The 20,864-nt window shown below is 56.0% G+C and carries 17 protein-coding genes and 2 pseudogenes; 8 read left to right on the top strand and 11 right to left on the bottom strand.

The window, feature by feature from the left end; genetic code table 11:
* Positions 1–189 precede the first annotated feature (189 nt).
* Positions 190–561: pseudogene (locus AC1XDK_RS15780) on the top strand (iron-containing alcohol dehydrogenase family protein); the annotation flags it as partial.
* 63 nt (positions 562–624) lie between these two features.
* Here the strand turns inward: AC1XDK_RS15780 and AC1XDK_RS15775 are convergent.
* The 4 genes from AC1XDK_RS15775 to AC1XDK_RS15760 form a co-directional block, all read right to left on the bottom strand.
* The gene (locus AC1XDK_RS15775) at positions 625–849 is read right to left on the bottom strand and encodes a hypothetical protein (RefSeq protein ID WP_483350877.1); all 225 of its coding nucleotides are present in this window, start codon (positions 847–849) and stop codon (positions 625–627) included.
* 117 nt (positions 850–966) lie between these two features.
* Complete coding sequence (locus AC1XDK_RS15770) at positions 967–1,653, bottom strand: Dph6-related ATP pyrophosphatase (RefSeq protein WP_483350876.1); 687 nt, start codon at positions 1,651–1,653, stop codon at positions 967–969.
* 375 nt (positions 1,654–2,028) lie between these two features.
* A complete protein-coding gene (locus tag AC1XDK_RS15765) occupies positions 2,029–2,253 on the bottom strand; it encodes a hypothetical protein (RefSeq protein WP_483350875.1) in 225 nt (74 codons plus the stop codon).
* A gap of 352 nt (positions 2,254–2,605) precedes the next feature.
* Positions 2,606–4,111: a hypothetical protein gene (locus AC1XDK_RS15760; protein ID WP_483350874.1), complete on the bottom strand. Its 1,506-nt coding sequence runs from the start codon at positions 4,109–4,111 to the stop codon at positions 2,606–2,608.
* A 654-nt stretch (positions 4,112–4,765) separates the two neighbouring features.
* On the opposite strand from AC1XDK_RS15760, the gene AC1XDK_RS15755 reads away from it, so the two are divergent.
* Together AC1XDK_RS15755 and AC1XDK_RS15750 are read left to right on the top strand one after the other, a co-directional pair.
* The gene (locus AC1XDK_RS15755; RefSeq protein WP_483350873.1) at positions 4,766–5,491 is read left to right on the top strand and encodes a fumarylacetoacetate hydrolase family protein; all 726 of its coding nucleotides are present in this window, start codon (positions 4,766–4,768) and stop codon (positions 5,489–5,491) included.
* A gap of 192 nt (positions 5,492–5,683) precedes the next feature.
* Positions 5,684–6,580, top strand: a complete 897-nt coding sequence (locus AC1XDK_RS15750) for a PhzF family phenazine biosynthesis protein (RefSeq protein ID WP_483350871.1) — start codon at positions 5,684–5,686, stop codon at positions 6,578–6,580.
* A gap of 225 nt (positions 6,581–6,805) precedes the next feature.
* Here AC1XDK_RS15750 and AC1XDK_RS15745 read toward each other — a convergent pair whose 3' ends face one another.
* Entirely contained in the window at positions 6,806–7,501 is a 696-nt protein-coding gene (locus AC1XDK_RS15745; RefSeq protein WP_483350870.1) for a maleate cis-trans isomerase family protein, read from the bottom strand.
* A gap of 20 nt (positions 7,502–7,521) precedes the next feature.
* Complete coding sequence (locus AC1XDK_RS15740; protein WP_483350869.1) at positions 7,522–8,724, bottom strand: YkvI family membrane protein; 1,203 nt, start codon at positions 8,722–8,724, stop codon at positions 7,522–7,524.
* Between the two features lie 347 nt (positions 8,725–9,071).
* On the opposite strand from AC1XDK_RS15740, the gene AC1XDK_RS15735 reads away from it, so the two are divergent.
* Positions 9,072–9,866 (top strand): IclR family transcriptional regulator, encoded by a 795-nt coding sequence (locus AC1XDK_RS15735; RefSeq protein ID WP_483350868.1) that lies wholly within the window; start codon positions 9,072–9,074, stop codon positions 9,864–9,866.
* 11 nt (positions 9,867–9,877) lie between these two features.
* Here AC1XDK_RS15735 and AC1XDK_RS15730 read toward each other — a convergent pair whose 3' ends face one another.
* Both AC1XDK_RS15730 and AC1XDK_RS15725 read right to left on the bottom strand, forming a co-directional pair.
* The gene (locus AC1XDK_RS15730) at positions 9,878–10,198 is read right to left on the bottom strand and encodes a cupin domain-containing protein (RefSeq protein ID WP_483350866.1); all 321 of its coding nucleotides are present in this window, start codon (positions 10,196–10,198) and stop codon (positions 9,878–9,880) included.
* 56 nt (positions 10,199–10,254) lie between these two features.
* Complete coding sequence (locus AC1XDK_RS15725) at positions 10,255–12,636, bottom strand: xanthine dehydrogenase family protein molybdopterin-binding subunit (protein ID WP_483350865.1); 2,382 nt, start codon at positions 12,634–12,636, stop codon at positions 10,255–10,257.
* 1,315 nt (positions 12,637–13,951) lie between these two features.
* On the opposite strand from AC1XDK_RS15725, the gene AC1XDK_RS15720 reads away from it, so the two are divergent.
* Together AC1XDK_RS15720 and AC1XDK_RS15715 are read left to right on the top strand one after the other, a co-directional pair.
* Positions 13,952–14,179: a hypothetical protein gene (locus tag AC1XDK_RS15720; protein WP_483350864.1), complete on the top strand. Its 228-nt coding sequence runs from the start codon at positions 13,952–13,954 to the stop codon at positions 14,177–14,179.
* Positions 14,180–14,432: 253 nt separating this feature from the next.
* A complete protein-coding gene (locus tag AC1XDK_RS15715; protein ID WP_483350863.1) occupies positions 14,433–15,827 on the top strand; it encodes an orc1/cdc6 family replication initiation protein in 1,395 nt (464 codons plus the stop codon).
* 1,299 nt (positions 15,828–17,126) lie between these two features.
* On the opposite strand, the pseudogene AC1XDK_RS15710 reads toward AC1XDK_RS15715, so the two are convergent.
* A pseudogene (locus tag AC1XDK_RS15710) lies at positions 17,127–17,312 on the bottom strand (ATP-binding protein); the annotation flags it as partial.
* A gap of 827 nt (positions 17,313–18,139) precedes the next feature.
* Between AC1XDK_RS15710 and AC1XDK_RS15705 the strand changes: the two are divergent.
* The gene (locus AC1XDK_RS15705; RefSeq protein WP_483350862.1) at positions 18,140–19,012 is read left to right on the top strand and encodes a ParA family protein; all 873 of its coding nucleotides are present in this window, start codon (positions 18,140–18,142) and stop codon (positions 19,010–19,012) included.
* Complete coding sequence (locus AC1XDK_RS15700) at positions 19,009–19,425, top strand: DUF7970 domain-containing protein (protein ID WP_483350860.1); 417 nt, start codon at positions 19,009–19,011, stop codon at positions 19,423–19,425. Before AC1XDK_RS15705 ends, AC1XDK_RS15700 begins: the two co-directional genes overlap by 4 nt.
* Before the next feature lie 206 nt (positions 19,426–19,631).
* On the opposite strand, the gene AC1XDK_RS15695 is transcribed toward AC1XDK_RS15700, so the two are convergent.
* A complete protein-coding gene (locus AC1XDK_RS15695; protein ID WP_483350859.1) occupies positions 19,632–20,654 on the bottom strand; it encodes an NAD(P)-dependent alcohol dehydrogenase in 1,023 nt (340 codons plus the stop codon).
* A 63-nt stretch (positions 20,655–20,717) separates the two neighbouring features.
* Positions 20,718–20,858, bottom strand: coding sequence for a hypothetical protein (locus AC1XDK_RS15690; RefSeq protein ID WP_483350857.1), 141 nt, complete (start codon positions 20,856–20,858; stop codon positions 20,718–20,720).
* Positions 20,859–20,864 lie beyond the last annotated feature (6 nt).

The following is a 20,864-nucleotide window of genomic DNA, read 5'->3' as shown; positions in this document are numbered from 1 at the left end:
AACGTGAATACGACCCCGGACAAGACGATAGTGACTGTCACTGCAAGGTATTTTTCACGGGGTTTTTAACTTCGGTCGCTGGTTGCCTCTGCCACGCGAGACCAGTAGCGACACTACTTGGCCGGAAATCGTGGGATGAGTGGTCGACGTACGTTCCGTCTCTAAGCACCGCTATCCTTCGCACATCAAGTCGGCGGCCAGTTCGGTGTCCCGCACGGACTGGTTAACGCGATCCTTCCCCCGTACGTGATGGAGTACAACCTGCCACATGTCCCCGAGGAGTTCTGCGACATCGTCGAGGGGTTGGGCGAATCCATCGACCGCAACCGTCGGTTGCAACTGGATGCCTACAAAGCCGTTCGTGCGGTACGCGAACTCGGTAACTCGGTTCGAATCCCGAAGACGTTGGACGCGACGGCCGCCGAACGCGAGGCGATTCCGGTGCTGGCAGAACAGGCACTCGAAGACGGAAGTCTCAGGCAATCCCGTTTGACGGACAAAGACGATATGAAACGAATCCTCGAGCGGGCATTCGACGGCGTGTTCGAATCGCGTGTGTGAATCCCGCTGTCGGCCCGTGAATCATCTTCATCACGACGAAAGGGGGTTTCGTGATTCAACGACTTATCGGTCAGAATGAAAGTAAACCGCTCGTTTACGCTCCGGGAGTGTGGAGTCGTTTTCCACGTCGTACCGAGCGGTACACCGACGCTGATACGATGTGAAAAAGTCGAAAACGGTGCCAGGGAAAAGATCGCGCCAGCGCACTCCTTGTTCGACGATGACCAGTTTGTCGTACGGGGTTCCACAGTGCGGGCATTCAGTATCGTCCGGCGCTGAGTTGTGCATCGTACCTCCACTGAACAAGTTCTACGGGGAAACATCTGGCGACGGTCACTGCCGGATACCGAGTTCTGTACTACCTTCGAATCCGTTCAGCGGTAGTGACGACCCAGCACTCGGGAGTCAGTCATCGAGTTCGACGGTTGCGATCAGTGCGCTATCGGTAGTCGTTCGACCGGAGATTCGTATGGGAATCCGCGTCTCGAATAGCGGTCCGTCGACCGCGAGGGTATGATACTCGCCGTACTCGCCCATCGGATGAAGGTCGTTCGCGAGCAGGTACTCGAGAAACTCCTCGTCGAGCGGCGCTCCGAGCCAGCGGTCCGCAACGCTCTCGGTATCGATTTTTATCACACGAGCCTCGAATCCTCGTTCGATGAAGGTTCGAAAGAGTTCGACGGGGTTCTCGTCCCAGAGGGGGTAGACGGGAGTCAGGTCGAGGTCGTCGCACAGGTCGTCGACCCACGCACGTAGTTCCGGGCCAGTGACGTTCCCGAAGACACCAGTGCTGGATTCTACGGTCGAAAGCGTTTCCCGGTAGGTCGGTTCGTAGGACTCCCAGTCGACCCGTCGCCGAATCAGGGGGATGCCCATCGACTGGGCTTGTGCTGTCAGTATTTCATCGACCGCGTCGTACCCCGTCCGAGCGTCGTCACGAACCGCCATGTGTACCAGTCGGTCGACGTCGTACTCCTTCATCGCGCGGAAACACGCGAAACAGCTATCCTTGCCACCGGACCAGGAACAGAACGCCGTCGGAAGTGAACCATGGTCGTCTGTGGGTGCCTGCTCGGTGTTTCTCCGGACCATATAGTCACATCCTACGGGTTCCAGTACGTATTGAGTGTACGGTCAGAATCCACAAAGTCCGAAATGGAGTCCATGAAAAGCCAATACGATGAGATCGCCCGACGATGTGCAACTGGGAGGCCTTCGTTTCGATGTCTGATATCTGCCGTAAATGAACACGAGCGACACGCCGACAGTCATGGTTTGTTCGCCCCTTCTCCGTCGTCAGGCACCGCATAACAATAATCGACACCGACGATAGAAAAATTGCGAACGTCGCACTACGCCAGTCAGGTCGCCATGTCCCGCGACGTTCGAGCATCGCTAACGAACGAATCGCCGTGTCTGATGACCGTCGTACGGTGCGTGGTTCCGCTGGCACGACCACACACCGTTTCACGGGAACGGGTCGCTTGTTGGTAGAAGCACCATCGACACCGCGTCGATGGCGGCCGCTCCGTGGCCCCGGTGGTTCGATTCCACCCCCGTTCGTCGGAGAAAGTCGGGCCTATTCGTACCGCCAGTACAAGTAGTATTATCCCGCTCCCAAGAGCGACACCACGAGTCCACGCACGCCGAATCGTCGGTGTCTCTCGGTTCGTTCCCGAGATGGAACGTCATTCGACGACCTCCGGTCGATACTCTCTACAAAGGACGGGAGTACTCCGGGATGGTAGGAAGTAAGGTGGCGGGGCACAGACGGACCCGAGTGATGACGTCAGATCCTCTACCAGAGCGGCCTCGCCACAGTGAATCAGTCGTGAACGAACGTAAACAGTATTTTGGCTGGTTCGTTAGCTATTTTTACTTATTATTAAAAATTCTGAGTTATTTATAGATGGACGAACTCCGTGCCCAAAGCGGATAGTGGCTCACCGATTGCAACGCTTCGTCGCTAGCCGAAGGCTCATGCCAATCTGCACGAATATCTGGAACTACGGGTCAAAAGGAGTGTTTCTCCCGCGGTTTCACCTCACCGTTCGTCTTCGATACCGCCCTCGAAATCGTTGTCCGTGAGAGTGAGGTTCTCCGCGTCTTCGAGGATTTGGAGAGCAGGTTTCCCGCTTCGCGAGCGAGCAGTGACGTCCTCTATCAACGTCCCGTCGCCACCCTCCACGAGCGCGTGACTTTCGGAGACGTACGTGCCGCCACGAATCGTGCAGTCTGCGGCCTTGTTGATCAGCGCGTGGCGGCCGGAGTCAACGCCATGGTCGACCGAAAGGCCGAGGAACTGGGAGTCATCGCGTTCGTTGTAGATAGCGCCGTACGTACCGCTCGTCTCTGCCTGCCCCGTGACGCTGGTATCCAGGAGTTTCACGCCGTCTTCACCGTCACCGATCTTCACGGCCGAACCACCGCCAGCCTCGTGTGTGATGTCACAACGTTGGATGAACGCCCTTCCCGAACCTGGCCGAACCATGATCGCGGGGACCCCATCCTCGGTTTCCACCGTGATGGTGCTGTTGTTGAAATGGCTCCGTTCGGCGTTTTTGGCGACCCACACGGCCGGGCTATCGGAAACGCTCGATTGGACGTCGACGTTGGACGCAACGACGTGGTCTCCATTATCGTAGCGAAGCCCTTGTTGGGCGCGGTCGGCCCCGCCTTCTTCGTCGATGATGATCGTCACGTCCTCGACTCTGCTGTTGGTGCCGCCGATGCGGACGTTCGCCCCCATACTGTTCTGGTAGCGACCACCTTCGACGTGGACGGACCCCGTTCCATTGGACGCATACAGTCCGTGGTCCGGGAACGAACCGAGAACACAGTCGCGGAAGGTGATCGTCCCTTCGTTGTTGTTACACAGTATTCCGGTCGGTCCCCATTCCAATCTATCGCCCGGTGCGTTCTCCGTCGCAACCGCGCCGTCGGGGGCCGAGAACCGTTCGACGAGACCCGTGCCGTCGGGGTCGGTGATTACGAACCGCCCGGGACCCCACGCACCGCTGTCGTGTGTGCCGGTGACGTCGATGTCGCGGACGATCAATCCGTCATCAGCGTCCACATCGAGGACTCGAACGCCGGTTTCGTCACCGCTCATATCGACCGTGAAGTTCTCCACCCTGAGGTCCGTCACGGGGTCGTAGTCGACGCCGAGCTGGAACAGTTTGTAGTTCCAGTCGTCGCTGTCGTCGAACTCGTCGAACGAGGCCGGAACGAGGGTCGCGTCGTCTCCGACCATTCCGAAGTTATTGCAGCCGGTGACGCGAATCCGTTTATCGATATAGTACTCCCCGCTCGGGAATCGCAACAGCGTATCACTCTCCGCCAATTCCTCGATGATCGGGGAAATAGATTCGTTCCCGTTGGGGTCCGCGCCTTCATCGGTAACGTCGATAACCGTCCCGTACTGGTCTTCGAGATCGGTTGACGCGGCCACGCTCGTCCCGGCCAGTGCGGTCGAGCCTACGGCAACACCAGCGAATTTGAGATACGAACGACGACTTGCAGCAGTTCGGTTTTGTCGGTCTGGAGCCATCACGAGAATACCCATAGGCTGCAGTTTAAGATTTTATGGCCATGTTCCAGATTCGAAATAAATATAAAAATTTGTGTCGTGGATTGATTATATCACGTTTGGAGTTCTTTGTTTTTCAATCAAGAGGGGACAGACGCACGAACGCGTCGTGGAACGACCCTGTTCGTGACCTCGAAAAGAGAGAACCGGCAGTCCCGAATCGATGCCACCGAAACGAGAGGCTCTAAAGAGCGGATGAGTACGTTTGTAACCCTCGACGGGTCGATAACATACCGGGTATCGGAGATGTTCGTAACGAACCGATGGCTACCGCATCGCATCCAGCGACCGAACGGTGTCCGACATAATCCACGCCGTCTCACTTCCAGGCTCTTCGATGCAAATCGCAAAAAACGACTCGCGGCCCTCATCGACGGTAATTCGGTACCCACTGCTCGCTAATTTTGGTTCATCGTCAAAAGACGAATCGGACGTAGTCACAGTTGGAGTCAGAGTCGGGTATAAATAACGCCTGTGGTTTGAAGTGGCCGCTATCCGGGAACACCCATTCCGGACGAAAAAGATGCGTCTTTCGATCCCATCGATTCCGGTGAAATTCGAATCGAGAACACGATGAACTCAACACTTTTACGGCAGATGATGATACCTACGGTCATGCGACTCGCACGACTGCTCACCCCGACCGGTCCCGTTTGCGGCGAATATGAGAACGGGACCCTCTACGCCGACGATGGCGTCTACGAGGTCGGTATCGATGGACGATTGCTTCCGCCTTGTAACCCCAGTGCACTCTACTGTATCGGACGGAACTACGCGACGACGCTCGAACAGATGGATTACGAACAACCAGAGGAACCCGACTTCTTCATCAAACCGGCGACGAGTCTTCTCGCGGACGGGCAGTCGATACCGTATCCGACGTGGACGAGCGAACTCACCTACGCGGGTGAACTGGTCGTCGTCATCGACGAACGCTGTCGGAACCTCTCGCCCGAAGCGGTTCCATCGGTGGTTCGCGGGTACACGATCATGAACGACGTCGATGCCTTGGATCAGGTCAGTCGTACCGCACGGAAAGCGTTCGACGGGTCCGCACCGCTCGGTCCCTGGATAGAAACCGACGTCGACCCGACCGATCTCGATATGGAAACGTACGTCGATGACGAGAAACGACAGGAATCGAACACCGAACTGATGTTGTTCGATCCGTACGAACTGGTCGCCCATCTCTCGGAGCGATTTACGCTCTCTCCGGGGGATTGCATCGCACTCGGCAGTCCCGAAAATCCCGGAGGTATCGAACCGGGTCAAACCGTCCATATTACATACGATGGCATCGGAACGTTGACGAACGACGTCGTCGACGGAGCGTTCCCGTAATTGAGGGTTCCCTTCTGATTTCAGGCGGCAGTAAACCCGGACCACTTGCATACGACTCACTATTACATACTGTTACACACCCGTCGACTTCGAGAGCGACCAACAGAGCTACCGAATGAAAACACGAACGGACGATATCGCTAAGCTGCACCCACCCGTGGTTTTATCGCCCGTGACTTGGAGAATATCTTAATGGCTTTTTCAGCAGTCCGTACTTCGGTGTTTGCTGACGGACCAAATGGAGGAAATCCCTGCCCGGTCGTCCTCGATGCAAATTCCCTTACGGCAGAACAGATGCGTTCTCTGGCCGCTACGTGGAACCAAGAAAGCGTATTCGTTCGAGACTTAGACTCGTCCGAAAATCGTGTGCGGATTCGATTTTTCGTGCCGAATCACGAAATGGAAATGTGTGGGCATGGTACGATCGCCTGCATCGCCGTCTTGGTCGAACGCGGATTACTCGATCCTGGTGAAATCCGTGTCGAAACAGAACTTGGGCCCATCGCAGCCTATTGTGAGGAACGAGATGGAACACACCACATCGCGGTTGACCAATTCCAGCCAACGTTTGCCGATACAAATCCTCCGATAGCTGATGTCGCTGCGGTGCTTAACATCCCGGTAGACGAAATTGCGACGGAACTTGGCCCGATTCGTTCCGTCTCCACATCCAGACACAAGCTACTGGTTCCGATTCAGAACACCGCGGTACTTAACGATCTATCTCCAGATTTCGAAGCACTTTGGGATATATGTGATAAGTACGAGACAACGGGGTTCTATCCCTTCGCTATTTCTGAAGACGATGAAATCGACATCGAAGCACGACAGTTCCCGAGTCGCGCGGGATACGTCGAAGATCCTGCCACAGGGGTAGCCGCCTGTGCCCTCGCCGCATACCTCACGAATTACGAAGTCTTCAATTCGAAAGGGGAGGGTGAGCAAACCGTTCGTATTGCGCAAGGCCGTACGATGGGACAGCCAAGCCTTCTTCGATCACGGGTTGAGGTAGCAAACGATGCAATCAGTAAGACACAGGTTATCGGCAGCGCCACAATCGAGCGTGAAAAGACCGTTACTGTGAAATAAATCTGTACTCGCTTGGGTATCTGTGGTTCATATGCTAGAACGAAATATACGTTGCTGATACTGCCAGGCGTGGATGAATTCATGGCGTACGGTCACACTGAATTACTATCACCCGTGTTGTTCGTAGGCTTTCCATGTCAGCGCTATCGTAACCGACGGTGAATCCGAGATTCTCTGTCGCACACGTCTCGAAATCGACGTGGAAATCAGCTCACGTCCGAGAATTCAGCGTCGAAAGAGCGCGCCTAAGTCGATTTCCGAGTAATCGACGCCGATGGTCCGAAGTGCGTCCCATAGGGTCGCCTGATTGCTCGTCACGACCGGTTTCCCGAGGTCCCGTTCCAATCGCTCGATGATTTCGAACGTTCGGTACCCCGTACAGCTAATGAATATCCCGTCTGCATCCCTACGGTCCATACGCCGCGCCTGTCGATACGCCCTCTCCGGATGGTGGGCACAAATCTCTTCGTCAGTTCGGCATCCCAAGCCGTAAATGTCGAGGACTTCGTAGCCCGACTCCTCCAGAAAGTCGACTTCCAACTCGTTGAGTTCCTCGATGTACGGTGTCGCAACGGTGATCGATTCGATATCGAGCGTCTCAAGCGCTCGCTTGACCGACGCCGCAGTCGCAACCGCGGGCACATCCGCAACGTCTTCGATTCGCTGCTCGATTTCCGTTTCGAATCCCTCGCCCTCGAGCAGACTCCCGGTCGTACAGGAGTATGCGATTACGTCGACGTCCGTCGTCTCGAGCAATTTTGCACAGCGCTCGACGTCCTGTGCCATCTGCTCTAGCGTGTCCGTATCAGCAATCCCATCCTCGAGTAGCATGCGGGAGGCATGGACGGAGACGCCGTCGGGCGTATGTCGGAAGTACTCCCCCTCGCTCGTTCTATCGGACGAGGTTACGACCAGCCCCATTCGATTTCTCCACCCGTACATTATTCGGCCTGCTCCATCTCGACGCCCCTACTTTGGGTGTCGGTCGTTCGTCCCGGCCAGAACTCCTGTTTCCACGAGGGATTCAAGAGACGATAGAGTCCGACGGTGAGCAGGGGAACGACGAGTACGGCAGTGAATAACACCGCCAAAACCGGATACACCTCGCTGACGAGGCTGATGATACCGATTCGAGATAGCAGTATCGCGCCGAGGAGAATCAGGAGTCCGATGGACCCACGCTCCAGGGAAGAGAGACCGTCCCTCGCCGCGAAGAACCGGTGTTCCGACTCGCCGATATTTTCGTCGATGCGTTCCGTGATGGAATGGACGAACCCCACGCCCGTTTCGGTCAGCGTCCACCCTATCGCCAGTCCATAGGCAACTAACAGAACGGGCGGGTCGAGCATCGCCAACCACGGTACGGATGCCCCCATCACACCGTCGTTGGGGTAGTACGCCAGCAGCGACAGGTACGAGAGGACGAGCGGAATCGCGAGCATCACCGCACTCAAGACGCCCGATACGACCGCTTCCGAGCGGCTCTCCATCCGGTCAATGAGGAAGAGCGGTGGAATGAATCCGATGAGCGAGTATCCGGCGTAGACCAGCGCGGATTTGACGGCAGCGACGACGCTCGGGTCATCTACGTATGCCGTACTCCCGTTTTGAAGAACCTCGATTGCCTGTCCGCCGCTGTTGAAGAGGACGTATCCGAACATGGTGAGATAAACCGCATAGATGAACGTGGTACCGTAGACGCTGAACCGTTCGATGGCTTCGCGTCCGAAGTAGAGAACGAAGAAGATGAACCCGATGAGGAGGACGTTCGCGGCGAATACCGGGACGCCGAGGATTTGATTCATCAGGTTGCCCCCCGCGGAGGCGACGACGGCGATGATGACGACGGCCAATATCACGTAGATGGCCTCAAAGACGGGCCATCCGTGCCAAATGAGGTTCTTCATGAGCGACTTGTAATCGTACAGTTCGAACTTTCTCGAGAACTCGTAGACGAGGGCGCCACAAATCGCGAGGACCGTCACGTAGGTGAGAATCGCGACGCCCCCGAGCGCCCCGAACTTCGCGACGTACTCCACCACCTCCCGTCCGGTCGAGAATCCACCGCCGACGCTAACCGATTGGAAGACGATCGCGGGAATCATGATTCGACCGATTCGTGACTTCGTGAGACGTGCGAACATAATCCATGGGTAGAGAGTATTGGATATTAAAGTTTTTACGCCAATTTTATGAAAACATTGTGGTGAGAGAGCTATTTTGATTTGGTTCTTTCGCACTTTTAAGTGGTGGGGATGTTCGTTCCGTCATATACTATCAGATATAATATCTCGGCTTATATACGGAGGTGAGAACCCTACCTCCTCGTCGAGAGTTCACATATAATAGTCCCTCTCTCCACAACTCGGTACATCGTGTGCAAGAGTAGCAAGGGCTTCGAGGACGGGGAGTAGACTACAACCGGGACTTGTAGTGACGGTGTCCGATGTTTAACTCAGTTCGGTTGTGGCGAACATTTTAATGATGTCCCATGATATCTGTGCTCATGAATAATCGAAGTGGAAAATCATCTTCGTCGGTCTCTACTACGGAAACTTCATTGGCGATTATAGAGATGATCCGTACACACGACGGCATTCGATTGCGCGGATTGACCGAGGAACTCAACCTGTCGAAAAGTACCGTCCACGCCCATCTCACGACGCTTCGAAACGAGCGATACGTCGTCAAAGAGGGTGAATTCTATCATTTAGGGTTGAAGTTTTTCGAATTGGGTGAGTACGTCATCTCTCGCAAGGACGTGTACGAAATCGCCGAGGGCGAGATCAGCGCTCTCAACGACCGAACGGATCGAATACCGGATTTCAGCGTCGAAGAGCACGGACGGGTAGTGTCTCTGTATAGCGAACTCTACGATACACAATCGTCGTTTCTCAGTGACCGACGGACGTTTTATATGCACAACACCGCGTCGGGAAAGGCTATCCTCGCCGAATTCACTCGGCCCCGCGTAGAGAAGATAATAGAGCAGTGGGGACTTCCCGATGAAACCGAACACTCCCTCTCCACTCCCGACGAACTCTTTACGGAACTCGAAGAGACGCGGGAACGTGGATATGCCGTCAACGATGAAGAAGCCGTCAGTGGCCTCTATTCCGTCGCAAAACCGGTTCATCACCCCGACGGTCGCGTTTGTGGCGCAGTGAGTCTGGACAGTCCTAAATACCGTGTCAACGAAGGGTCGGTCGAGGAGTTCGTCTCACAACTCGATCGGACGGTCCAGAACGTCGAACGGGAACTGAGCGAGTGTTCACCGTCCCTCTAATCGGGGCGAACTCACGGCGCGCCAGCGAGGACGAACAGGGATTCGGAATCGCCGTTCTGTATCTGCCGAGTGGCTTCGGGCGGAAGTCGAATCGCGTCACCGCTCTCCATCTGCACTTCCTCGTCGTTGACGGATACCGTCGCAGAGCCATCGACGAGCAGGTACACTTCCTCGTGTTCTCGGTCGACGTGTGCGTGCTCCTTGCCGGTCCAACCCGGCTCGCATTCGAGTACCGAAATGCCGAACTGCTCGCATCCGAGGGGGTCTCGGAGAAAATGTAACCCGTCGGCGACACTCTCGACGTCCTGATAGTTGACTTTCTCGTATGCCATACGTAGACTATAACCGCTCGAACGGTAAAATCACCCGGCCACTTCGACGTCCCGATTTACCGCTCGGCTGCTGTCTCGACCGCCGACCAGACCCGCTCGTTGGTCAACGGCATGTCGAGGGTGTCGACCTCGAACGGTTCGAGAGCGTCGATAACCGCGTTGACGACCGCCGGCATCGAGCCGATGGTTCCTGCTTCGCCCACTCCTTTTACGCCGAGGGCGTTGTTCGGAGACGGCGTCACCGTGCTATCCGACTCGATATCTGGGACGTCCATCGCTTTGGGAATCGCGTAGTCCTGTAAAGAAGACGTGGCGAGGTTACCGTTCGCATCGTAGTGACCGTCCTCGTACAGTGCCTGGCCGATTCCCTGAACGATTCCACCGGCGATCTGCCCTTCGACGAGTTTCGGATTGATCTGCGGACCGACATCATCGACGGCAACGTACCGCTGAAACGATACGTCCCCGCTTTCCGGGTCGACTTCGACGACCGCGATATGGGTACCGAACGGTGCCGTCGATCCGTCCGGTTCGAAGTATACCGATGCTTCGAGACCGGGGTCGGCATCGTCCGGGAGGTTTCGCGGGTTGTAAGCGTCGGCGGCGACATCCCGAAACGTAACCCCGTAATCAGGTGCGCCCTGAACGTGAAACTCTCCCTCCGAAAACTCGATATCCGCCTCGGCGGCTTCGAGGCGGTGGGCGGCGATCGTGCGGGCCTTCTCTTCGATACGTCGAGACGCCTTCCGAATGGCGTTCCCCGCCATCGGCAAACTTCGGCTACCGGCGGTGCCACCGCCTTCAGTGACCTTGTCCGTGTCTCCCTCGACGATTTCGATAGCGTCGTAGTCGACGCCGAGTTCGTCACTTACGATTTGAGCATAGGTCGTCGCGTGACCTTGACCCGTATCCTGCGTGCCGGTGTGAACGACGACTTGCCCGTCGGCGTTGATTCTCATTTGCCCGCTCTCGATACTCCCCGCGGAGCCCCCACATATCTCGACGTACGAGGAAAAGCCGATGCCCAGATACCGTCCGTCGTCACGGGCGCGCTCCTGGCAGGCGAGGAACGCATCGTAGTCGATGATTTCGAGGGCTCGGTCGAGCGTCTTCTCGTAGTCACCGCTATCGTAGTTCATTTTGAGAGCCGTCTCAACCGGGAACGATTCGGGCGGAACGAAGTTTCGTCGGCGAAACTCGACCGGGTCAATCCCGAGTTCGCGGGCACAGGTGCTCGCTAGCCGTTCGATAATGTAAGCGGCCTCCGGTCGGCCAGCACCGCGGTAGGCCGAAATCGGTGCCGTGTTGGTGAGCACTCCTCGAACGGAGACGTGCCCAACGTCGATGTCGTAGGCACCACAGAGCATCCCCGCGGTCCCTTTCGGGATACCCACTCCTCCGACCGTGGGGTACCCACCGAGATCCGCGTCGATCTCTCCTCGGAGCGCTAGAATGTACCCCGACTCGTCGAGCGCCGCCTCGACGTGCGTTTCCTGCCGACGAGCGTGAACCATCGATTGGAAGTCGTCGGTGCGTCGGGCTTGCCACTTGATCGGACGGTCGAGTTGCATCGAGCACCACGCCGTCAGAAGGTGACCGGCGTACGGTTGGAGTTTTGCGCCGAAGCCACCGCCGACGTCCGGCACGCGAACGGTGATACGATGTCGAGGCAAACCGAGGACAGTGGCGAGCCTATCTTGAACTGCGTGCGGGTTTTGACTCGAGAGTTCGACCGTCAGTTTGTCGTCCGACGGTTGATACTGCGCAACCGCCGCTCGCGGTTCGATTGCCGTCGGGATTACACGGTTGTTCGACGGGTCGAGCGAAACGGTGTGGGCTGCCTGTGAAAACGCCTCCTCGGTCTTCTCACTATCGCCAGTGTCCCACTCGAAGGCGACGTTACTCGGAACACTGTCGTGAATCGCCGGCGCATTCGATGAGACGGCGTCGTCGAGCTGTGGAGCAGCATCGAGGCGTTCGTATTCGACGTCGATCGCATCGAGTGCATCGAAGGCGGCATACCGTCGTTTGGCGACGACTGCGGCAACAGGTTGTCCTTGATACCGCACGCGGTCGTCGGCGAGAAGCGGCCGCTCAACGGACATTCCCTCCTCGCTATCGTCGTCTTCTTGGAGATCTTCGGCGTCCAATTCGGCGGCAGGCATCGTGCCATCGAGTCCGGCGTCGAGAAGATCGGCGTAGGTATAGACGGCGAGCACATCACTGTGTGCTTCAGCGTCGCTCACATCGATGGATTCGATTCGAGCGTGCGCGTACTGGCTGCCGAGGAGCGCGAGGAATCCCATCCGCGGATACTGGATATCGTCAGTATACCGGGCATCGCCCGTCAGAAGGTGCCGATCCTCTCGGCGCTGAACGGCGGTGCCGGTCATCTCACCGGGCCTGACCTCGGTGAAATCGACCGTTTCGATCGTCATAGAACTCCTCTCGTTGGATGGTGAAGCGAACCACCTCGTCCGCATCCGGTCATGAGTCTCACTCGCATGGTGGAATAGTTGGTTTATCCATACACATTAAGCCGACTGTTCCGGTGACTTAGGGAAGACGATTTTCGCTCGGTATGCTCATTACCATATCCATTCCACCCAGCATCGCAGAAACATCACCCTCGGGTATCGGAACAGAGTGAACGCACGGGCGGACCCACTGCAGCGAGAATCACCTGAGATTGGGTTATCGGCCATGCTTCGAACTATCGGATACTGGTAATGGAGTATGAATAGAGTCCCTGCTTGGGGTACGCTATGGCACGCGTGCAAGCAGGGGGAGGACGTGGCGGGGCAGGGGGAGGTGGATCGGGAGTGATGGCGCCAGACCCACGTTGTGAGACCCATTCAGGGAGTCATTGGCGACCGCGCCACAATCAGTGGCTTCGCGGGGTTCGGTAAATGCTTTGTGCTACTGTTCGAAAATAAGACAATCAGAAAGGAGACAATATGCGGGAAGGGCGAAAGAGAATCAATAAACCGCGCTCCGAACCGGTTAAAGACGCTGTGAGGGCGATAAGTCCCTTCCATAGTAGGTAGCTGAGTTACCTATTGTACCTATTAAGTGGAAGGGATGGCGAACCGAGGATGAACGACACGAAAAGAGACGAGTCGGTCGTATACCCCGTCAGTACTTATCAAGCTTTGTTTGAACGGTCGAATCACAGAGCGACCGTCGGTCCCGGGTGAGGACATCGAGTGGAACGGCTTTACCAGTTACAAGGGCGTGTCCGGACAAACCCTCTCGCCCACTATATGGAGATAGACTCCTCGTCCTCGTCGGAGTCGTTCGTGCGAACTGTCGCCAGCGACCCCTCCTGAACGTTCGTGAGGACCGTTTCGCCATCGCTGGTCAACTGGTAGACTGCTTCACCGGTTACGGGTGCGATAAGCCCGTTCTCGCGAAGGAGGTCGCATCGGCGTACGACAGGTGGAGTCCCATCCGATTTGCAACGATCGGAATATATTCGGGCTGTATACGCTGCAGGCTGGTGAGTATCTCGATATCTACGGGACGCATCCAGTTCAGACTCTCGGTCATATCGATCGCTAGGCCCCTACTATGGGTCATGTTACCATATATTTAATTGCCGCTTCGGTTGGGGTCGTGCATGCCGCTGGAAGTCCTCGGTATCCGTGGAACGCGTAAGCGCTACGCTCGTTATCCGGTCCAGCAGGATTGTAGAACGGTGTCGTTTCCGGACGAACTCTTAACTGACCGAGCGACCAAGCTAGTGTGTCCACGATGTCCGACCGGGATTCCGATTACACGCCACTCCCACCGATGACAGCAGAAGCACTCTCCCACCTGCGGACGGAGTTCGGATCGGGAGAGTCGTTCACCTACGAACAAGCGGATCAGGTGCTTCGAGCGCACGACATCGAGAACGTTCTCATCGACGACCTTCTCGAAACGTTGTTGCTCCGTGGCTATCTCTACGAGGTCGGCGACGATTTGCGCATCACCGGGTAGCCCCTGACAACCGTGGCGGTACCGGAACGGGTGGCAGTACCGGAACGGGTGGCAGTACCGGAGCAGGTGGTGACATCCGAATACGGTACCGAATGAAACCGATGGGAAGCGTTTATCGTTCGTTTTTTAGACTTCGGATGCGGTTCTCTTTTCAAATCCCCATACGGCTATTTGAGATGGTAAAGCCACATTCTTCGAGGATTTAGACTTCGGCATAGGTAGTTTTTTGTTCGTGGTCTTGGTGACTTCGAATATGCCAGGCGATAGCACGGAGACGCCCGACGACGCCCTCTCGGATCGGTCCGAGGAAACGGCAGTCGGTCCGCCGGCGGCCAACGGTTCCGATCAAAAAACGATTCGGGAACTCCTCGAAGAGGACTCGGGCAAATCGGTGTTCGTGAACCGGAACCTCGTCGAACCGGATACCATCATCGACGAAGAACGCATCGTCGGACGTGACGACCAGCTCCAAGCCGTCGTCGCGTATCTCAAACCCGCACTTCGCGACGAGCGACCTCCGAACATGCTTCTCTACGGCCCCTCCGGAACCGGAAAGTCCCTGATCGTCAACGCCGTCTGCGGGCAAATCGTCGAACTGTGTGAATCACAGGACATCAACTTCGGCGTCATCAGTCTAAACTGCCAGCCGATAACCACCCTCGACCGCGCGGTGTACAAACTCGTCGAAACCGTCGCGAAAGACGTGGGTGTCGCCACCGGCGTCCCGGCGACGGGCGTCTCCACCGAACAGAAGTACGAACGCCTCTACGACCTCATCAACACCTACTACGACTCGGTCATCTTCATTCTCGACGAAATCGACCTCCTCGTGGGCCGGGAGGACGAACCTGCGTATTCGAAGCTCCTCTATCAACTGTCGCGGGCGGGAAAGACGGACACCATTCACGGGACGGTGTCCGTGGCGGCCCTGACGAACGACCCCAAGTTCATGGAGAACGTGGACGGGCGCTCGGAGAGTTCGTTCAACCCCGAAGACATCCCCTTCTCCGACTACGATGCGAACCAACTGCGTGAAATTCTCGAACATCGTCGTGATGCTTTCCGGGCCGGTGCCCTCAGCGACGACGTCATCCCGTTGGTCGCGGCGTTCGCCGCTCAAAGTCACGGCGACGCCCGTAAGGGAATCGACCTCTTCCGGAAAGCCGGCGACCTCGCCGACAGACAGAACGACGACGTCGTCACCGAATCGCACGTCCGAGACTCCCAAGACGAAGTCGATAAGGACCGCATGCTCACCCAAATCGAAGGGCTATCCACACAGAAGAAAATCTCGCTCTACGCGACGGCGGCCGTCGCGGTACATACGGCACATGCCACGACGTCCGTCCCGAGTCCCGTCGGATATCAAGTCTACAAATGGATCACCGAGCTGTTGGACGCGGATCAGATGACGCGTGAGACCTACATCAAGTACGTCAAGGAACTCAACACGTACGGAATCGTGGACGCCGAGCGGAAAAGCCGAGGCCGTGGACAGGGAATGCACATGGAGTTTTCCTTCTCGGATGACCCCAATCCGATTCTGGACCTGCTCGCGGAGGACTCTCGACTTTCGGCGATCGGCGGTGAGACGGACCATCTCAAATCCATCGCACAAACGAAGATGCAGAAGTTCAAGAGTTCCTAAACCCCGATACCGGATCCGAAGGCGACCGGCTGGCTTCCCCTCCTGACTGATCGAATTTCTGACGTTTGTCCATCATAAACGACCAGCGTCGAGACAGTAGACGACTGATTAACGATAGACAATAACCCCTCCATCGAAGTGTAACGACGGTCGAGGGAACCCCTTTATCGAAGTGTAACTGACTGGAACGCCTGTGGCAGTGTTTTCGTTCTCATCGTTCGCCAAACCTGCAGTGGCTTACCCCGTCATCGAAGTGTATTACTTAGTTAGAAGGATTCTCAATCGAGAAATCGATATTTTTCGAAATTCGGAGTACGAGTATCGAGGCCTACTCGTCAAAGGTATTCGGATCGTCTTCTGGGGTGTTCGAACCGTCTGGGATGTTCGAACCATCTTCCGAGGTACTCGAAACGTGTCGAGGATATTCGAATATCGTGAGCCCATTCAGAACGAAGTCGTCATTCGTCTATGCCGATTGTCGTTTGAGATACACTATGACATCGAGGAGTGACGCTTCCAGAAGATACTGTACAACCCCGTCATCGAAGTGTAACCTGATATCGAAACCGATAGCAGTCGTCGACTTTCCTGCCATCATCTACCCCCTTATCGAAGTGTAACTTCTGCCTCGTTTATGGAGTACAGTACGTTGTGTGCGTGCTTTTAACAGTCATTACGGTTTGGAAAGTTCACGCCCGGTCATTCACCCCGTCATCGAAGTGTAACAACCGGTTCGTTGGAGGGATACGGGCAAAAACTGCCGATCAGGGTCGCGAGTGGTGACGAAAAGAGAACCACACGTTCGTCCTCGACAAGTCGAGGACGAACGTATGAGGTCGTTTGTTCCATCGGATGTTGACCACGGTGTCACCCCCACCCCATTATCGAAGTGTAACGTGGGATCGGAGTGGTTGGTGTTGCTGATATGTTGTTATCTTCCCTTAGCTATTCGTCTTAGCTGCTTCAAATCTGCTTTGCGGATATTGTTTAATGAGTATTCTATTAAAACTTCCGTTTATTGTATATCGATGTCTATTCTGCTGATTTCCGGGAATAGCGACGTATCTCTTGGCAAATCCGTCGCTAACTCCCTCGTTTCAGTCGCGAATCCCTGTTCTCTGCAACTTCCTCTACGAGTCCCCCACCTCCCCCCTTCTCCCGTTTACACTTCGACAACGGGGGGAGGGGGTTCGTTTCCTGATTCACTGGAAAACGACTGCTAACTTCTCTCAGTCGATCAACTGCCAACGATCATCGAGGCTATCTCGAAGGTCGTCTTCAAACCTCGACTTCGTTCTCTAAGTCGGGTGCCTGCTCGATCCCCGACCGATTCGGCTCCACGAACCGGAACCAGAAGCGAAAGAACTCGTCGTCGGTTCGGTATATCGACCGCTTCGATTTCTTCTCTATCGCCGTGACGGGAACCTCCTGTCGGACCAGTCTGAGCCGATGAAGACGTCGAAGATATCCCGAAAGCGGTCCCGAACTTGCCTTGACCGACGCCTATGATCGACATCCGACCGATTATGCTATATGACTGATCTTCGGCTTTTATCCTCTCTATACAACGTATTTTATTGATCCGAGAGCTATTGGGGAACGTTCTCCTACGAACCTCTCCCCCGGTTCATACACGGTGTTATCCTCACACTACGGCATGATGTCCGACTAGTGCCTTGTAACTGATAACTATCGGTCACAGAGCTATCCTGCCTCAGCTACCTATCGCTCTCTCTATCCGAACCTTATTTGGCCTCTCGACGAGCCGTCGTTACTCCACAACCCGACTTTTCATATCATGACTCTATTCACGATAGGTGACTCAGCTACTTTTGCTATTTTATCTGAACTACCTATTCTTTCCCTCTCTGCTACTCCGATCCGCTTGTCGCTCGCTAAACTACCTCTAGCACGACCACTCCCGTCATTATGGTACAATAGGTTGTTCAGGTAGAATAGGTAATGTGGCTAAGCTACCTATCTTTCCTACTGCCGCTATCTTCATACGACGATCAGCCAGGGAACTACCCGCGGTTCGTTACCTCTCTCTACTAAACTAGGTACAATAGGCAGCAGAGCTACCTATTGTACCTTTTCTATGTTAGCTACTCTATCTTTAGGACCTATTGTATCTATCCTACCTATGCCACTTATCTCACCTATTGTATCTCAACTATCTACTTGCGGCAAGTTTATGTCCTCGTGGCGAGACGGCTATCTCAACCGCCGAAGTAAGCAAAAAACGGACAATAGGTGGCTTGTATACCTCTGCTACCTATTGCAAACGGGAATTCCGGCGGCCGGGTTACACCATGGTAGCAAACGTAGACACCCCACGCGCAGTGAGCGTGGTCATCTTGAAAGGTGGCGTCGGCAAATCAACGATTTCGATGAACCTCGCACGCCAACTTACCGAGCGTGGCCGAGTGCTATTCGCCGATCTCGACCCGAACGGCCACGCGACGAACGGCCTCGGATTCGGTGACGTCTACCGAGGGGAGACGAATCTGGGTGACGTCATCCTCGACCAAGGCAACGCGACAGCTGCCGACCTCATTCAGAAAACCGAGTTTGATTTCGACCTCCTCCCATCCTCGGACACGCTCGAAGACGTCGAAAAGGACCTCGCAGGTGCCCTTCAAGGCTCTGCACGGGTCAAAACGAAGATCGTCGACCCGCTCCTCGGTGAGCGATACGATTACATCGTGTTCGACTGCCCCGCCTACCCTGGAATGCTCAACAACAATGCGCTGGTCGCGTCGGGAAATGTCATGATTCCTCTCGAACCCGGTTCGAGTTCCATCGGCGGGTACAAACGCACCATGGAGCGACTCATCACTCCCTCACAGGAGTACATCGATATCGACGTCCTCGCGCTCGTTCCGAACAAACTCCGCGAGCGAATCGACCAACGGACCGAAGACCGGGAACTGCTCGAAAACTTGAACACGGCTGAAGCGACGGAAGGGAAAGTCCCGAACTTCGCTCGGATTACGGCCGATCAATTCGACGCCATCGACGACGGCGAACTCCAACCGCCAAAGCCCGGTATCCGATACAGCGCATCGCTTTCGAAATCGCTGAAGGAACACCAACCCTTGCTAGACTACGACCCCGAAAACAGCCAACTGGAGAACTTCGAGGAGTTAGCGTCTATCGTCGCAAATGGAGGGGTCGAGCGATGACTGACGCGAATCCGTTCGACGATCTGGGTGCCGTCGAAGAGGACGACGCGACGCAGGAACCGTCGGACCCATCACCTGAAGCGTCCACGGAATCCCCGACCGATTCGACACAATCCGCGGAGACCTCCCCCGTCGAGACGTCACAGCCGTCGGAAGCGTCCGAAACCGAGTCCGCGGAGGTTTCCGGTCCGTCGTTCGAATATTCGGAGGTTCGACAGCGTCCGCTGTACGCCCGAGGCGAGACGTGGGACGAATTCGAGGATGCAATCGGGATTTCGGTCGTCCCGGAGCTTCGACGACAGGGTATCCGCGACGAAGAGAAACGTGAAATTCACGACGCCGTCCTCACGCTTGCAGCGGAAGACCCCGAACGACTCGTGGAGATAATCGCTGATCGTCGGCGCGGTCCCTGATTCTACGCGTCCGAATCACCTGTCGCTCTCCTCTCGCAAGAATGTACTGCCAACCATGGTTAAATCATATGGCGCTATATGGATCCTCGTTACTCGCCACTTTCATCCGGACGCTAGCGAGCGGGTCGGATACGTCGGTCGATGATAAGAGGTACGAGATTGGTTGGTTGCTCGCCGTGAGTATCACCGTTAGTCGGACGGTTGTTTCATTGGTCTTCCATCGTGACGATGACGTTTCCCGTCTTGTGTCCCGTATCGACGTATCTGTGAGCCTCGGCGATATCTTCGAGCGGGTAGCGTCTGTCGATAACCGTGCGTATCTCGCCCGCTTCGAAGAGCCGTCCGAGGAATCGGAGATGAGCGGCTTTTTCGCTCGGCGGTTTCAACCCGGTGGCCGCGAAGACGGCCCTCTTGTCGCCGAACAGCTTCGTCCGTCCCATCTGGAAGAGAATTCTCGCTGATGGCACCGTCGTCAGATACATCCCATTCGGCGCGAGCGAGCCCTTGCACTCCGAATAGGAACGCTTTCCCACCGCATCGAATATGATATCGTACCGTCGTCCCGCGTTGGTAAAGTCCTCCTGCGTGTAGTCGATGACCGTCTCCGCACCGAGCGACTTCACGAGGTCCACGTTGGCGGTACTGCAGACACCGGTGACCTCTGCTCCAAAGTGGTTGGCGAGTTGGACGGCGAAGGTCCCAATTGACCCGGACGCACCGTTGATGAGAATCGACTGACCGGGCTGGATATCTGCCGTGTCCGTGAGGAATCCTGTGGCCGTGAGTGCGCCATCGCTGACGGCGGCGGCTTCGCCGTCGGTCATTCCCAGTGGTTTCGCTGCCAGCGCGCCCTCCTCGAGGAGGCAGACGTATTCGGCATGCGCTCCACTATCGGGGGCGGTCGTTCCGAACACGTGGTTGCCCTCGGCGAATCGGGCGACGTCCGTTCCGATTATCTCGATTTTCCCGGCCAACACGTCTCCCGGAATGGATTTCGGTTTCCTGAGACCGCTGAACAACCGCATCGGGAACGGCTCGCCGCTTCGGAAGGCGGTGTCGGACGGCCCGACCGTCGTCGCATACACTCGAATCAGTACCTCGTCGTCCGCTGGCGTCGGTTTTGGTACCTCCGTGACTCGGAGGACGTCGGGGGAGCCGTATCTCGTTGCCGTGACGGCTTTCATTCGTGTTTCGACCCGAGCGGACCGTTTGTTGGCAGTGGCGGTCATTGCCCCCTATACGGTGGCGAGCAGCCTAAACTAGTCACGCCTCGGCGCGTATACTGAATTGCGCTACTCCTCGATTTTCGCGGCGTCGAGCGCGTATGGTCGCTCGTACTCGGTGGACGAAATCCGACTGGATGGCAGGTGATGCCCGCCCGAACTCTGGATGATAACACTTCCCAGAACTCCCGCCCCAACGATTCTCAGCATCGTTAC

It is taken from the genome of Haladaptatus sp. HS23, assembly GCF_056892285.1.
Note: the sequence above shows the minus strand (reverse complement) of the source record. Positions and strands in the feature narration are given on the sequence as shown.